At 61.7% G+C, this 15,365-nt stretch carries 16 protein-coding genes; 6 read left to right on the top strand and 10 right to left on the bottom strand.

Annotated features, from left to right (window positions below; genetic code table 11):
- Positions 1–3: 3 nt before the first annotated feature.
- Complete coding sequence (locus RS897_RS23570) at positions 4–360, bottom strand: hypothetical protein (RefSeq protein ID WP_315831135.1); 357 nt, start codon at positions 358–360, stop codon at positions 4–6.
- Positions 357–1,046 carry a hypothetical protein gene (locus RS897_RS23565; protein ID WP_315831134.1) on the bottom strand — a complete coding sequence of 230 codons (690 nt, stop codon included), beginning with the start codon at positions 1,044–1,046 and terminating at the stop codon, positions 357–359. Before RS897_RS23565 ends, RS897_RS23570 begins: the two co-directional genes overlap by 4 nt.
- A 113-nt stretch (positions 1,047–1,159) precedes the next feature.
- Between RS897_RS23565 and RS897_RS23560 the strand changes: the two genes are divergently transcribed.
- Both RS897_RS23560 and RS897_RS23555 read left to right on the top strand, forming a co-directional pair.
- Positions 1,160–1,957 (top strand): FkbM family methyltransferase, encoded by a 798-nt coding sequence (locus RS897_RS23560; protein ID WP_315831133.1) that lies wholly within the window; start codon positions 1,160–1,162, stop codon positions 1,955–1,957.
- A gap of 231 nt (positions 1,958–2,188) precedes the next feature.
- Positions 2,189–2,890, top strand: a complete 702-nt coding sequence (locus RS897_RS23555; protein WP_315831132.1) for a class I SAM-dependent methyltransferase — start codon at positions 2,189–2,191, stop codon at positions 2,888–2,890.
- Here RS897_RS23555 and RS897_RS23550 read toward each other — a convergent pair.
- The gene (locus RS897_RS23550) at positions 2,887–3,879 is read right to left on the bottom strand and encodes a phage tail protein (RefSeq protein ID WP_315831131.1); all 993 of its coding nucleotides are present in this window, start codon (positions 3,877–3,879) and stop codon (positions 2,887–2,889) included. The two genes, RS897_RS23555 and RS897_RS23550, sit on opposite strands and share 4 nt — an antisense overlap.
- Before the next feature lie 386 nt (positions 3,880–4,265).
- On the opposite strand from RS897_RS23550, the gene RS897_RS23545 reads away from it, so the two are divergent.
- On the top strand, positions 4,266–4,709 hold the full coding sequence (locus RS897_RS23545) for a hypothetical protein (RefSeq protein WP_315831130.1): 444 nt from the start codon (positions 4,266–4,268) through the stop codon (positions 4,707–4,709).
- A gap of 548 nt (positions 4,710–5,257) precedes the next feature.
- Here the strand turns inward: RS897_RS23545 and RS897_RS23540 are convergent.
- Positions 5,258–6,178, bottom strand: coding sequence for a hypothetical protein (locus RS897_RS23540; protein WP_315831129.1), 921 nt, complete (start codon positions 6,176–6,178; stop codon positions 5,258–5,260).
- 179 nt (positions 6,179–6,357) lie between these two features.
- Between RS897_RS23540 and RS897_RS23535 the strand changes: the two genes are divergently transcribed.
- Entirely contained in the window at positions 6,358–6,903 is a 546-nt protein-coding gene (locus RS897_RS23535; protein WP_315831128.1) for a hypothetical protein, read from the top strand.
- A gap of 495 nt (positions 6,904–7,398) precedes the next feature.
- On the opposite strand, the gene RS897_RS23530 is transcribed toward RS897_RS23535, so the two are convergent.
- The 6 genes from RS897_RS23530 to RS897_RS23505 are packed head-to-tail and all read right to left on the bottom strand — an operon-like array spanning position 7,399 to position 12,454.
- Positions 7,399–8,379 (bottom strand): hypothetical protein, encoded by a 981-nt coding sequence (locus RS897_RS23530; RefSeq protein ID WP_315831127.1) that lies wholly within the window; start codon positions 8,377–8,379, stop codon positions 7,399–7,401.
- A 50-nt stretch (positions 8,380–8,429) separates the two neighbouring features.
- Positions 8,430–9,188 (bottom strand): hypothetical protein, encoded by a 759-nt coding sequence (locus RS897_RS23525; protein ID WP_315831126.1) that lies wholly within the window; start codon positions 9,186–9,188, stop codon positions 8,430–8,432.
- The gene (locus tag RS897_RS23520; protein ID WP_315831125.1) at positions 9,175–10,263 is read right to left on the bottom strand and encodes a tail fiber domain-containing protein; all 1,089 of its coding nucleotides are present in this window, start codon (positions 10,261–10,263) and stop codon (positions 9,175–9,177) included. Before RS897_RS23520 ends, RS897_RS23525 begins: the two co-directional genes overlap by 14 nt.
- On the bottom strand, positions 10,263–10,676 hold the full coding sequence (locus RS897_RS23515; protein ID WP_315831124.1) for a hypothetical protein: 414 nt from the start codon (positions 10,674–10,676) through the stop codon (positions 10,263–10,265). Before RS897_RS23515 ends, RS897_RS23520 begins: the two co-directional genes overlap by 1 nt.
- Entirely contained in the window at positions 10,660–10,965 is a 306-nt protein-coding gene (locus tag RS897_RS23510; RefSeq protein WP_315831123.1) for a hypothetical protein, read from the bottom strand. Before RS897_RS23510 ends, RS897_RS23515 begins: the two co-directional genes overlap by 17 nt.
- 10 nt (positions 10,966–10,975) lie before the next feature.
- Positions 10,976–12,454: a hypothetical protein gene (locus tag RS897_RS23505; RefSeq protein ID WP_315831122.1), complete on the bottom strand. Its 1,479-nt coding sequence runs from the start codon at positions 12,452–12,454 to the stop codon at positions 10,976–10,978.
- A gap of 324 nt (positions 12,455–12,778) precedes the next feature.
- Between RS897_RS23505 and RS897_RS23500 the strand changes: the two genes are divergently transcribed.
- Positions 12,779–13,783, top strand: a complete 1,005-nt coding sequence (locus RS897_RS23500; RefSeq protein ID WP_315831121.1) for a hypothetical protein — start codon at positions 12,779–12,781, stop codon at positions 13,781–13,783.
- A 220-nt stretch (positions 13,784–14,003) separates the two neighbouring features.
- Positions 14,004–15,356: a hypothetical protein gene (locus RS897_RS23495; RefSeq protein WP_315831120.1), complete on the top strand. Its 1,353-nt coding sequence runs from the start codon at positions 14,004–14,006 to the stop codon at positions 15,354–15,356.
- The last annotated feature ends 9 nt before the right edge of the window (positions 15,357–15,365 follow it).

Below are 15,365 nucleotides of genomic sequence, written 5' to 3'. Positions count from 1 at the left end.
CACTCACGCCTTGCGGATCGAGCGCAGGCGCGTCAGCAGCGTCACCGCCGAGATGCTCAGCAGCACATAGCCGAGCGTCTTCGTGTCAGTGCCGATCACCGCCGAGAGATTGGCTTTCAGGTCCGGATCGCCGAAGATGTCGGCAATGCCATCGAGTTGCTGCATCGCGACGCCGGCCACCGCCATGGCATACGACCAGGCAACGGTCAGCGAGTTCCAGGCCAGCGCCTTCGCCTTCTGCCAGACGGTGCGAGCCTCGCGGTAGAACGCCTGCAGCGCCGGCAGCGCTTTGAGCAGCGGACGCAGGACGAGCAGATAGGCGGGGACGAACACGAGCAGCGAGAGAACGGACCAGATCATGAGAAGCTCCTTTTGAACAACGCGACGATCCACGCGCCGAGCGAGCCCGGCGCGGGATTTGTGATGGAGGGTTTGGCAGGTGGCGTCGGCGTGGCCGGCGGCGCGGAGCCGTGCTGGCCGAGACCATCGGCGACGGAGGCGTCGATCGCAGCCATCGCCAGCAGCAAGCCGGCGCAGCCCGGCTGATTGTCGACGACATCGGGATCGTATTTGCCGTCGGCAACATACTTGCCGCGAACATATTGGCCGGTGCCGGCCCAGATGTAAGGCGATGGCCGGCCCCGGTTCGCGTATCCCAGGCCATTGTATTGCTCGAGCAGCGTCATGGTGCCGCCCGGTGACCAGTCCTTCCACTTTGCGGCATAGGGCGCGCAGTTGGTCAGCGCATCGACAGCCGCCGCCTGCCACGAGGCGAACGGCCCGCGTCCCTTCGGCACATGGGTGGAGACCCGCGCCCATGGATCGCCCTGCGCGATCGACGCATCCCAGCGCTGCGACGCCTCGCGCTCATGAATCACGGCGATGACGAACCAGGGCACGCCGGTCAGCATCGACACCGCCTGATAGCGATCCCGGGCCGCGAGCAGCCGCCGCGCGATCGCCCCGAACGAGGCGCCTTTCGCGGCCTGCACCCTGACCTTGGACCAGCGGGCGGCATTCGCCGCCACAAGGGCTGCGGTGTTCATGGTGATGCTCCAAAGAAAAAGCCGCCCGAAGGCGGCTGGGTTGAATTATGGCGCTGCGTTTCCTAGTGTCCGCCGCGCGAAGACGGTCGGAAGTTCTGCAAGGTAGAGATGAAATGGTCGAAGCCCCGTACGGGACCTATTCCCCCAATGCCGTGCAAAATATCCTGCTGGCGCTGATCCAGAATTCGAAGCTGAAACGCGGCGCTTTCCGCCCGTTGATGTCGCGCCTGATGGGTTCGGCGCCGATCGACACGGTCTACCAGGGCGCCCGATTTCGGCTGCACCACAGGGACAGCGGTACCGAGCGTGGCGCGCTGTTCAATCCCGATTACAATCTGGAAGAGCTCGATTTCCTGCGTGAACATACGCCGGTCGGCGGCGTGTTCGTGGACGTGGGCGCCAACGTCGGCACCTTTGCCGTCGTTTTGGCCCTGCGCGTCGGCCGCAACGGACGCGTGCTGGCGATCGAGCCGTATCCGAGCGCCCACGATCGCCTGGTGTTCAACACCAGCCAGCTTTCATTCGAGAACGTCACTCTGGTGCGCTCCGCGATCGGCGAAGCCGAGGGCGAGCTGACCATGAGCACCTCCGCGGACAACCTCGGCGCCTCGCGGGTCAGCGACCATGGCATCACCGTGCCTGTCAGGACGCTCACGGCCGTGCTCAAGGAGGCAGGAATCGCCCGCATCGATGCCCTGAAGATCGACGTCGAGGGTTATGAGGACCGCGTGCTGACGCCGTTCTTCCGGGACGCACCGTCCGAACTCTGGCCCGGTGCCGTCGCCATCGAGCACCTGGAGCGCGCGGATTGGGCCCATGACTGTATCGAAGACATGGAGAGGCGGGGTTACAAGATCACGGGGAAGACGCGGAGTAATACGTTTTTGGTGCGTGGAGGACGGGATCGATGACTGAAGAGGCAACTTCCTGCCTGCCATCGGCACATTGACGTCAATTTTTCCCGACAAAGCACGCTTGGCATTTCGACACTTCATTTCTTCTACACTCCTGATTGGCATTTTCCTCACGAAAAGCTGTCCGAAGGCGAATAGTTTAGCCTTAAAGCGCTCCATCGCGGTTGCCCTGAACCGATATTATTTCTAGTGTTGCGGCCTAGCGAATAGAGACTTGGGCACACTTACATGGCAATCGTACTGGATCGAGATGCACTGCTACGCGAAGCCGCGGCAAACAACTGGTGGCACACCATTGATTTCGGCGACGGTAACGCGAGCGTCGGCAAAAAGAGTAAGTCGCTGATCACAGCGGAGGCTGACGCAATTTTTCGCTCGTTGGACCTTAAGGGCTGTTCTGTTTTGGATGTGGGAGCGTGGGATGGCTTTTACAGCTTTGAAGCTAAAAAACGTGGCGCTTCACGCGTTCTTGCGACCGATCATTTTATCTGGACTGAGCACCCTCACGCACGACGCAATTTCGAGATAGCACGGGAATTGACAGGGCTCGATATCGAAGATCGCGTAATCGGCGTACAAGACATCTGCATCGAATCCGTCGGCCAATTCGATTACGTCTTTTTTTTCGGAGTGTTTTATCACCTCCTCGACCCAATCAGCGCAATACAATCCTTGAGCAAGATTGCAAAAAAAGGGCTTATTGTTGAAACACAAATGGCACTGAATTTTCTGCCTTGGCCGGCGATGCGTTTCTATCCCACGACCGAACTATTGAATGATCCGACGAACTGGTGGGCCCCAAATCGTGCTTGCGTTGCTGGTCTTCTCCAAGCTAGCGGCTTCGAGAGAGTCACGTACCGACGTCACCCAAAAAGCCGACGCGGCAACCGCGGAATTTTTCATGCCTTTAAAAGCCCTCTGATCGGTTAAATTACACGAAGCAACATCGGAAGAATGATCGCGGGTGGCATGTTGTTGTGCGCCTGTCCGCCACCTTCAAGGGCAATACCATGCTCGTGATTGACATCGGTCAATCCTGTCTGGAAGCTACGTTGATTGCCGATCGCATAAGAGCCGCCGCCCGAGATATTCGAAGCGCCGCCTTGGTCAATTTGCGAATGTGAATGTGGATTGCTCCTGTTCATTGAGCCCGTGATGCCGCCGTGGGCGTGCGGAGGCATCTGCGCAGTAGAAAGAACGACCGTCTCCGCGCCTCCCATCGCGCCAATAGACGCGCCACCGATGCCGCTAGCGCCAGTTACACGGTTGGCCGCGACACCACCCATGTTGTCCAAACCAAATATCGCCCTCCCCCGCAGATCCGGGATGTTGAACGTCGAGCTTCCGTCCCCCGCTCCAAACGTTCCCCCGATCATGCTGAATAATGCTGCATAGGTTGTGCGGCTGATCGCTTGACCGAACGGCAGCACGAACGAGCTATTCGGCGGCGTAGTCGACAGATACGGCAGAAAACCGCCGATCGGGATCGAGTAAACTTGGCCGAACATGCTCTCGATCACCCATCCCGGGATCGTCGTGTACCTGATCCGGTAGGGCGTTCCCGCTACGAGCACGCCAGCCGGCAACGCGACAGTAATTGGCGCCATGAACGGGACCGCTCCGGTGCTGTCAACATTGAGGGTCGCGCCTGCCGCATTGGTCGCGTGCGCCCAGAACGCCAGTCCCGTTCCGTCGGCGATCGGCCCGGTGAAGCCCTGATTGGTCGTCAGCGTGTAAGCGGACGAAGTACCCGAGCTGATCAACGCCCCCGACATATCATCCCGATACTTCGCCGCGGCCGCCATCAGGCCGCGCACGCCGTCGTTCACCGCTGATGGCGCCATGCCTTCAGGGAAAGGGCATGTCGAGTCGGCCGTCGCGTTCGCAGACGCGGTGCGGCTCCATTTCCAGAATGTCATGGGTCACTCTCTTTGCTGGGGATCAACACGGCCGTTGTTGCGGTGGACTCTCGGCTGCATTTGGCGTCGCCTGGCCGGGAGACCGTCGTTTGGCGGATGCCGTCGTTATCTGCACGCTCGTGGGGACAACCGGGCTGCCCGTCATACCCGGACAGTTTTGCAAGATGCGCGCGCGGCTTTGTCACGGCGCCTGCATCGCCAGCAGCTGCCGGCTAATACTTGCACCGCAGCATGAAAATTTCGGGGGTTGGGCCCACGGCCTCGTTGCCAACGAAGCACGGCGTCCCACTGTGTTGGGATCAATCGTGTGACCCAAAGGCAATGTCGATGCACAAGGACGAACCTCTCGACGACACGTCGACCGGATCAACCTTGCTGTACCGGCAATGCCGCTGATCCTGAAAATCGCAATCATCGGCGGTGGCGGTGCCATGCTTCACTGGGCGCTGGACATGGGACCCGCCTTCGCCGCCCTGTATCTCGGCGCCCTGGCAGCGCTGCTGGCCACGGCCATCTGGCATGTGATCCGCTCGCCGGCCCCGACCGCAATCGATCGGACTCCCGTCACCGCTGCAACACCGCGTCCGTCAAACGAGGCCGCGCCGCAACTGCCGCGCGATCCGCCATCCCGGGTCGACTCGCCGATAGCCAACGCGATTGCTGTCGGATTTTGTGTTGCAATACCCGCATTTTTGTCCTGGCCGATCGACTGGGCTGGCTCACGGCGCAGAGCGCATGTTTACGCTCTCTTCAGCGTCCTGTTTATCGTGTGGCTCGGCTCCCTTGCGGTGGTGCTTGAACTGCTGTTCGACACTCTCGAGGCGCGCTAGCCAAGAGCGAAAATCATCTTGGGAAGCGGCTGACCGGCGAGAATCTACGACACACCGAGCCAGGCTTTGCGTGCGGGTCGGAATGCACCACCAATCGCACCGCGCCTCGACGCCGCACCAACATCCTCGCCGCAAGCATAAGGTCTATTGCCGAAGGCCTCTGGCGCTCATATCTTTGGTGTGTACATTGTTCAAAAAGCGATTGAGCGTGAGCGAACGCAAGCCAAGCGATAAACGGCCAAGCGAATTTGTCGGTGCGATCGCCGACGTTCTCATATGGATGGCCATTGCGGTAGCCGGGGGCGGTGTCGCTGGGATTGTCCAGTGGTATTCCGATGTAGGCCCTGGGGCCGCTTTTTTCGTTGTCTGCCTGGTCGCCATGCTTCTCGCCGTAATCGTCGGACACCTTTGGTGGCTGAAAAGACGTTAGCGAGCGGGATTTTGCGAACAATACGTTCTACATGCAACGCGTCAGCGACGAAACTCCACCATCAGACCGCAACGAGAGCGATATAGTCCTCGACCCACCATATCGCGGCGGCACACCGTCACGGCCTGATCTTGGTTAGAACGTTGCCAAAAATTCTATTGCGGAGTTCGCGGCCCGCGCCCCGCGCCATGCCGCGCTCCATGCCCTTTTCGACATCCCCGCCACGCGCAAGTGCGTCCACACCCCAAAGTGCGGCCTGCGTGCCAAAGTCACGAATGACTTTCTCGACCAATGGTGCACTGGCTTTCGCAGCCCATGGAACAGCCCCAGCAACGCCTCCTGAGGCGAGCGAACCTCCGACAAATTTGGCCGCCGCGTCAAGATAAGGATGTTCTTCCGCAAATCGAGCATCGAGGTCGTTCTGAGAGCGAAGTGAGTGATCATATCGTCTGCGCCAAGTTGGTTCGCTCAATTGGTCTGTGGGATCGAACATCGGATTCAAAACAGGTGCGACGCTGGCGTTGATCGCTGCACTGATCCGGTTGTTAAAGCCACCGACGATCGGCACGGCATTTACCGCAGACCTTACGGTGCCGTTGCTTCCCGCAAGGACATCCGCTCCAGTCACGGACGGACGTTCGACAGTCGTCCATTCGCGATTGGCGTTTCTCGCTCCACGCCCCACACGTGCAGCAGCAGCATCCCTTGCCTGCTGGGCTCGCATCGCATCGTCTGGCATGGGCCCTTGCTCCTCCGGCTCGCGCGCAGGTTCGAATGCCGACAAGTCTGGCGTGCTCGTCGCACCAAAATTCAACGATCCCGGCCCGGCGAGGCCAAACGGCGCGCTTCCCGCCTCAAAAACACCGCCGGCGTAGGTGCGATTGCCATTGCGGATCCCGCTCGCAAGCCGGGCAGCCGCAGCTGCCCGACCCTGCTCCGCCAGACCGGACTCGCTCGGTGGCGTGCCGCGATACAGCAGGCCACCGAGGAGGCCACCATAGCCTTGCATGTCGAAGTCTTGATCGTCCAACAGTCCCATTTCGTAGTCGCCACTTAGGTGATTGAAACACCGAACGCCAATTGAGTTCGATCGCGTACACCTGCATTGCAGCAAAGCCCCGCATGGAACGCACCGTTCAGTTGACCGGCGTTCGTCTCTGGCTTGCACTCGCACGCACCGGTTATTACGTTGACGTGTAAGAACCGCGGCTTTTGGTTATGGATCAGACCATCATGACTGCATCATCCCTCGATCTCCGCGCACGCGAGGATCTGATGCGAAGCTTTTGGCTTGTCTGCTTTATTTTTCCACCGGCCCTGTTGGAGGCCGTGTTGCTGATCATGCCGGGATGGCTCGTCCCCGGCTGGTGGTTTTTTGGAGTTTTCTTTATCGGGCTGCTGTTCTGGCTGCGGTCGCTCTGGTGGATCAGTGATTGGCTCTACGAGCTGGCCAATATGTACTGGTCCCACTCTCTTCCGCTCGGCATCGGCCGCCGTTTTTTCAAGCCCAAAAGAGCTAACCTGCTGCAGTGGGTGACGGTAGCGCTGCAGGCCCTGATCCTCACTGTGAGCGCGACCGCAACGTACGGTCTATATGGCCGCGAAGGAACTGCATTTACGATATGGAGCGGCTTGGCTACAGGAGCATTGTTCGCCTTTGTTTTAACCGCTTTTATCCGCCTTTTTTACAACGGCATGCAATTTGGTGAATGGCCGCGCCTTGAAGATTATATCGTGAGCGTCATCACCGGTCTTTTTTACTGATAACCAGCCAATCACGAAGAACCTGCCGGGAATTCTTCCGCCGTCTCGGCTTGTATTATCGCTGACTACCGAATCCCGAAACTTCAAGCGGATAGCAATGAGCGACCAACAAGAGGCTCAGAAAATGCCCAGCCAGCGATCATCCAAAATAATCCCGCGCATCGTCCGCACAGCCGCGGTTCTCTGGTTCGTGGCCGCGCCCGCGCTTTTTGTCTACTGCGCGGCGTTTGCCGCCCCACAAGCCGATCCAAGCTTGTGGGGATTGGGCTGTTATGTACTCGGGCTGATTCTCTGGTGCGCATCAGCCTATTGGACTTATCATCGCATCTTTAAAGCACTTGAAGCCCGATGGCCTCGCGCAAGGATTGTCAGAGAAGTCCTCAATGTCGTCTGGTACTCCATCCTCTACGGCAGTCAGGGAGGCCACTCTTCCTGAGGTTCACTCTCCTAGTAGGAGCCGGCGAGAATGACTCGTGTCCGCCCCCACGCCAGGAGTTAGAAACCCAGATACCGCTTCGCGGCGAGTGCGATCGGAAGCCCGCGCCGAACTGTCGGATAGCCATAACGAACAGCTTCATCCAGGTACGTGCCGGGCGCAGCTTCCTTGAGGGCCTCGATGGCGATACCCGGAGCGACCGAGCCGACCGCAAGTTCTCGCCCAAGCTTCTCTAGTCCCGCTCTTGCGGCTGGAAGAAGATCGCCAGCTGCAGTCCGACTACCAATAGCAGCGAAGCCGCCACGCAAAGCCCCCAATGTCGCCCCACCAAGTGACAGAGGCGCCAGCTCACCGATTGTTTCGGCGTACCGGCCCATTCGGGTCTGGGGCTGATAGAATTCTCCGGTTTGACTTTCGATGAGCTTTTGGAGGTTGTCCTTCCCGAGAAATTTATTGAGACTAAAGGGTGGGTTGCCTTCGAGTTTTGGCGGCGGTCCTAGAACAGCATGCAAGACCGGATCAATGATGTACCGACCGGCCAGGTCTTCGGCTTTAGCTACCGAGTCGGGTAGCAGACCGGCCAATCCAACTGCGCCATTGACCATCCCAATGCCCGCCGATTTCGCAACATCAACGAAGTCGGGAGAAGCATTGGTACGGCTCACGCTCTTCACGCCCCGGGCCAATCGCGCAGCTGCATTGTTTCTTGCCAACTGCGCCGACATCACATCATCCGGCATGGGCCCCTGCTCCTCCGGCTCGCGAGCAGGCTCAAACGCCGACAAATCAAGCGGACTCGTCGCAGTGCCGAAATTCAACGATCCCGGTCCGGCGAGACCAAACGGCGCGCTTTTCGTCTGAAACGCTCCGCCAGCGTAGGTGCGATTGTCGCGTCTCACACCTCGCGCAAGCTGAGCGGCAGCGGCAACCCTCGCCTGTTCGGCCAGATCGGTGTCGTTCGCCGGCGGGCTGCGATAGAATAGTGGCCCCAGAAGGCCGCCATAGCCTGGTTGATAGTCCGGATCGTCCAGCAAACCCATTATCAGTTTCCTCCGCTCGACTTAGTTACGCGCGTCATGACGTTCTCGCTTCAGAGACCAGCCGGATCGATGCCGTGCTCACGCAAACGCTGGATGACCACGCTGCGGATCGACGGATTGGAAGCGATCGCTGCCCTCGCCCGCACGAGCGTGGCCGCGACGTCGGTGGCTGGCAGTGCCGCTGGCAGCTGGCCAGGGGCCTGGACATTCGAACCTTGGGGCGAGACCTGCGGATTGAGTGGTCGCGCACCACCGGGCCGACCGATCGATCCCGTCGCGGCGCTTCCGGCTTGAGGAGATCCGGAGCCTGCCCCACTCGGCCTGAAGTACTGCCCGAACAAGGGTATCATCAGGCTGGGATTGGCAATCGCGGCATCCACCTCCTCCTGAGACGCTCCCCTGGCCTTCAGAAGTTGCGCCGTGAGATTATCACTGCGGTCCTTGTTGCGTTGGGCGAGGCCCTCCGGATCGACACGTTGTCCGCTCTCAAAGCCCTGAATACCGTTGGCGAGACCGGCGAACGGCGAACCGACGGGGGTATGCGCCCAGCTTTGAAAGCCCGCCGACAGGCGATCGCCAAAGTCGGGATTCTGCGGTGACGCCTGTGATGCCTGGTAAGCCTGTGGCGGCGGGGCCAACGGCGGCACAGCTGTTTGCGGCGCAGACGACATGATGGTGTTCGGCGGCTGGCCGTAAGCAGCCACATCGGAGCCTACGCCCGCATCCAGATTCTGGCTCAGCGCCGAATTGCGCAGCAGATCGGCCAGGCCGCTCTGGTCGCCGAACTGAAGAAAATCAAGCAAGCCCATCTGCATTCTCCATTCGAACTGCGGCTTCAGTCGCCTTTTGGTAATCGACTGCCTTGAAGCCGCCGATCTCGATCACCGCGTCCGGCGTTCGCGTTTCCACATCCTGCGCCATCAGGCCGATCTGGAAAGCAGGACTGTTGCGGTAGCGATAGCGATAGACCGGCGATCCATCGAACAGCGTGCCGACCTGCGTGATGTCTTCTTTCAGGCGGCGGTCGGACGGGATGGATTTGAATATACCGGCGAGACTGCCGAGACCGCTGGCGATGGTCCCGAATTGCTGCGCGCCCGACATCGTGCTCGTCTGGTTGCTCGTGCTGTTGTTGGTCCCGAAGGCCTGCGCCAGCGGCAGGATCGAACCGAGCAGCGTCTGGTAGGCATTCAGCGGAATGCCGCGGCGCTGGGCTTCCTCGCCCAGCAGCTGGCTGGCGCCCCAATTGCTGGCGTCGAGCGCGGCGTTGCCGACGCCGACGCCGGCCTGGGCATTGGCATTGGCCTGCTGGTTGTTCTGGTTCAGCAGCCCGTAGGAGGTGTTTCCCGCGCCATACAGGCTGTTCGCGGCGTTGAGCTGGTTGGCGACGTCCTGGTTATATTGACTGGCAATCACCGGCGCCGTGCCCTGCGCGATGCCGCGGCCCAGCGCCTGCAGATTGGCAGCCGATCCGTCGCGCCCCGCGGCCGCGAACTGGGAATTGACCTGGTTGGTGACATCGCTGGTGATGGCGCTGAGCTGGTCTTGCAGCGCCTTGTTGTTGCCGATCATCGATCCGTTGGCATAAGGCGACAGCAGCCCCTGATAGCCCGCGAGATTGGCGCTGATGTTGACATCATTCGCCCTGGCGCCGCCGCCGCTCAGCAAGCCCTTGGCGAGGTCGCTGATCGAGCCGGCGAAGGGATTGCCGGCCTGGGCGTTCGCCTTCCAGGCATCCAACGCGCTGGTTTCGGTCGGCGTCAGCCCGGCGTTGGGAAGTTGCGCATTGAGGCCGCTCACGGCGCTGTTGAGCGCCGGCGCGGCCGCCGCCCATGGCGAGGTCTGCGAGGTTTGTTTGGACTCTTGCGTGCTGGTGCCGCCCATCAGGTCAATTCCTTCTCCAAGATAACGTGCGTGACGTCGTAGCCATCCAGAACGCGCTGCCATCCCCTGCGGCCGTAGATCCGGACACAGGCGCAGCCTTCGTTGCGTGCGTAGTCCTCGATCTGCCGCAGCAGCGGCAGCCACCGCGCCATGTCCTCACCACCACAGGCGGTGAGAATGCAGACCTTGTCGGTATCGGTTTGAATGAGCGACGTGGTCGCCGCGGCTTCGATCGCCTCGCCGTTCCATGCCAGCCAGAGCAGCCCGGCGCCGCTGAGGACATCGGCATCGATATCCCGCGTGTGGTTGAGGTTGGTGCGCCGCACCGCCCTGTGAATGAGGTCGGCGGCGTGCGGCCAGATCTCGTGGATGCGCCGGGGATCGACGCAGATCAGCTCAACCGAGGCAGACAAAGACGAAGCTCCGGTCGATCTGCGCGTTGGCGGCATGGGTCAGCGTGAATGCGCCGTTGGCCACCGCACTGACATAGAGCGTGCCGTTGCCGAGCTCAGCCGCCGCGTTGGCGCTGCGCGGAAACAGCAACACCTTGCTGGTGGCGGCGCAGTTTGGCGCTTTCACGGTGGTGTTCACGACGCCTGCTGACAAGGTACACATGCCCGCCGCGTTGCTGCGCCCCTGCTCGAGCTGCTGGATCGCGACCGCGAATTTCGCAAGATCGCGTTCGTTGGTGGAGACGGTCATGAGATGATCCCTATCGCTTGCCTTCGGTGACAACGTCCGGCTCGATCCCGCCGATGAAGCTCCAGGCAGTGCTGGCGGGAATTCGCACCCGTGCCCGCGCATAACGCGTCGATGCCAGCAGATTGATCTTGCCGGTCTGCGGGTGGATCGGGCTCTCGGCGCCGAACACCGGCACCGCCGCCTGCGTCTCGCGCCGCGACACCGATCCGAACACCGCTGGCGCGTCTGTCGCCGGGCGAAAGCCGCGCAGCTTCAGCCGCGTGCCGTCAGTGCCCTGCTCCGCGGAGTCCAGCGTGGCCTCTAGACTGGGCCCGCGAAAAAAATTCAGGGCATGGGCGTTGTCGAACGCCGCAAGCTCCGGCGTCACTGACGTCGAGAAATCGTCCAGCGACGTGGTCAGCGCGTCGAGCGAGGTCGAGATCGCATCTAGGTTTTCCAGCGTCAAGCCGGGCTGCGACATCGGCAACAGATACTCGCCGAGGATCTTGATCGGCGTGAAGCGATCCAGCACCCAGTCGTAGCACAGCATCTTGTCGAACCGGCTGACGGTACCGTTGACCGATTTGTAGGCCCAGAACACCCGCGAGTTGCGCGGGTCCGCCGCGCCGATGAACAGCTGCAGGTTGGCTTTGTCGAGATCGGCGAAGAACGTACGGTCCACCCGCTCGCGCCCGATCGGGGTGGGAAAGCCACCGGGATCGATACGATGGAAGCCCTGCGCCGAGAAGAAGAAGATACGCTCGCCCGCCCGCACCAGGCTGTAGGGACCGAACAGCCCTTTGTCCTGCGACACCCGCTCGATCTGGAAGATCACCGGCGAACCCGGCACATAGGTCATGCGCCGGATCGCCTGGTCCTGCAGGATCACGCCAGTCTCGCCGCCGGCGACGCCGCGCACGATGCCGCCGTCGGGCAGGTCCTGATAGTCCGCGGAATTGACGCCCGGCGTCCAGCTGCTCGGCCCGTTGACGTCGTTGAGGCCGGACCACTGCACCCGGTAAGGAAACTGCAGCAAACCCGACAGCACCACGAAACGCCCGACGATGTCGATATAGCGCGCCTGCGGCGGCGCCGGCGATCCCGCAAGGTCGGTAAACGCCGACGAGGAGACGATGTCATACACCTGCGGCACCACGTTGGCCTGCACCGCGATCACCAGGTTGTTGAACTGGGCGAACCGCCATTGCTCGGTGCTTGACAGCGCCGAATAGGGGCCGCCGCCCTTGGACACCTTGGTCCAGGCGAAGGTCGCATTGTTCATGATGTAGATGTCGGTCGCCGTGGCGGCGAAAATCGTGACGGTGCCATTGCCCTGATAAGCCACGAAGGCGCCGCGGCACTGCGCGCCGAGCGCACTTGACAGCACCGTCATGTCCGGAAACGGCCCGTAGCCGTCGCCACGCGGCAGCACATTGAGAATGTTGCGGGTGGTCTGCGCCTCGTAGTCGGAGACGTCGGGGCGGTATTCGCCGAAGGGGATGAGGGGCATGACTGCAATATCCGCAATGCAAGGCGCGCTCGGTGGCGCGCGAGAACAATCTGCTCATGGTGAGGAGACACACAAACGCCAACGGCGAGCATGGTGCGACGACATCGAACGATCGACGCGGCCTCGATTTCGGCGATGGCGTCAAGCAAGCGTCAGCGTGGCGTCAGTGCGGCGTCAGTGCGGCGTCAAATTGAACAAACGCAGCATTGGCGGGCATTTCTTAGCATCGTGGTTTGAACCGCGGCTTTCGCAGCCGACACCTACAAACGATTTCGATCAACGATCTGTCCGCCGATATGCGGAAGAACAAGATGAGGTGCCGTGATGCCGGACTCCGAACTTTACAAGAAGCTGAAGACTCTCGATCCGAAGGTGGCGCAAATATATTTTCACTTCACCAAGGACGATCCGAAAGCTGTCATCACCTATGAGGCTATTGCTACGCTGTTCAATCAACTGCTGGACCAGGACGGCGCGATCACGTCACAAGAACTGGACGCACTCATCCTCATCATCGAAGGGTGCACTTTTGACCAGGACGCCTTGGAATTCGAGCGCATGGCGGTTATCGACACCCGTGTCGCGGCAGCGCTTGGCAAAGGTGTCGGCAAGGTTCTCAAAACGGACAAGGAATTGGATAGTGTTTACAAAGCGCTTGACCTTGCCGGGGAGCGCGTCAACTTCACCAGCCCTGGCACAGGATTCACCTACGATGCCAGCAAGTTCCAAGCCATAAAGAAACTGGTGAAAGATCGTGCCATAGAAGTCATCGAGGTAAATGACCGCGGAATCGTTTCTGGAAAAATCCGGCCGAAGGGCCGCCCGGCTGGAGGTGGCGCGCTCGTGAGTTATAATCGCCGGCTCGACCCGCCTAGGGTAACTTTTTTTGCAGGAGCAGAGGGCGCCCCACATGAGCACGCTCACGAGTTGACGCACGCAATCCAAGACTGGCTCAACTCTCCAGCCCCTATCAAATATTGGGAGACAGATGCCTACATTGTCGAGGGCTTGATGTTCCGTGCAGCAGTTGGAAAACCAATTAGCCCAAGTCATCCGATTGCGGCCAGTGTTGAAGTGATCGTGGCCAATCGCGCCACGAACGCTAACAAAGACTGGCCCAAGACTTATGAAGCGGCGGCGGATGCAATCGTCAGCAAGGGATGGGCCCAAGGATCTACGGAAGGCGGCGTGAAGAGCAAGGAGAGACTGGATAAGCTGACCAAAATCCTGCAGGCCATGCAGAAAGCGAAAGCGAAGCCCGCTCCTGGGGCACCGGCTGCCGCCAAGCCCGCTCCGGCAAAACCCGCTCCTGCCGCACCCAAGAAGTAGCGTTGCTGCTTAGGCTCATGGGCCGCAGCTCTCCCCCCGGAGCCCGGTTCCCGCAGGGCAACCGCCGCCATCGCCCCATCCTCTCCATCGTCCGGCCTTGCTTTGGTCAAACCGGCATGGGGGATTGCGGGGTGGAAGGGCGTCAACCTGGCGTAAGGACTGACATATTCCGCCGGCCCGGGGCGCGGGATGGCGGTTTCAGGACGGGGAACGAAGCATCATGCTGTCCACGCTGACACCAAAACAAACCGATCCGCACGCGGATGAAATCCATCTGGTCGCGCGGGTGGAAGAAGAGCTGTCGAAACTGGCGCATGAGGCCGCGGGTCATGCCGCGCCGGCGCCGTCGACTCCGCCGCCCCGCGTGGAGCTTCCCGCGCCGTCCGAGCGGCCGGTACCGCCGATCGACATCACGTCGCACCCCGCCACTGACACCGCTGAACTCGCGAGCCCGAAGCCGGCCGATCCGCGCAACGATCCGCATGACTTCGTGCCCATCAGCCCGACGCTGGATGAGTCCCGCCCCGCGCAGCGTGCCGCCCCGGCATTCAATCCGCCGCAGCGCGTCGCACCTGTCTTCTCGCCCAGCCGGCCGGCCCGGCCCGTTCCGCCGATCGAGGCGACATTTCGTCCGGCAGCCCGCGCCGATGAGTCCTTGAATGATCCCTTCTTGAAAGGTCCTTTGGCGGGTCTCTCTGCAGACCAAGGTCCAGGTCCGCGCGACATCCCGGGCCAGGCCCGGGAGGCACAGCCGCCGCAACGCAGCTGGCTGCGGCGCGTCGTCACCAGTTTCATCCTGGCGCTGGTCGGCGTCGGCGCCACCTATGCCTGGCAGCACCATGGCGACGAGGCGCGAGCGATCAGCGAACAGATGCTGGCGAAATGGGCGCCACAGGTGTCCCTGCCGTCGTGGTTGAAATTTCCGGGGCAGAGCGCCGATCAGGATCCGGCCGCCGCCGCACAGGCGGGCCAGCCTCCCGTTCAGCCGGCCGTGGCGGCTGCGGCTCCCGCGCCCGCGCAACCGGCCGCGACACCATCGATGACTCTGGCTGCGGCCCCGCCAGCCCAGGACGCGACTCCAGCTACGGCGACACCGGCCGCCGCAACGGCGGCCGCGGCGCCCGCCGTTTCCGCACTGCCACCCGAAGTGACGCAGCAACTCCAGGCTATGGCCCGCGATCTGGCCAGGCTGCAGCAGACCATTGACCAGCTCAAGGCCGGTCAGGATCAGATGGCGAAGGAAATCGCGAAGCTGTCGGATCAGGACGCGCGGCGCCGCGTTGCAGCGCCTCCTCCGCCCGCCCCCCCGCGACCGGCTTCCGCCCCAGGTGCAACACGCACCAGGCCCGTGGCGGCGATGCCGCCCCCGCCACCAATCACGGCCCGCCGGCCATATCCGACGCCGCCTCCATCGGCGACACCGCAGGCCACATCACCGCAGCCGATCACGCCGCAAAACCCGTCGCCGCAAGCCACGGCGCCACGCGTGCCGCCACCATCGCCGCAATCGTATGATCCGGATGCGGCCACCGCGCCGCGGCCGCCCCGGCCGCTGCAGAGCTCGGAGCCGTGACGGCGCCGT

This window comes from Bradyrhizobium prioriisuperbiae (assembly GCF_032397745.1).
GTDB classification, from domain to species: domain Bacteria; phylum Pseudomonadota; class Alphaproteobacteria; order Rhizobiales; family Xanthobacteraceae; genus Bradyrhizobium_A; species Bradyrhizobium_A prioriisuperbiae.
This window is presented reverse-complemented; position numbering and strand designations above follow the sequence as displayed.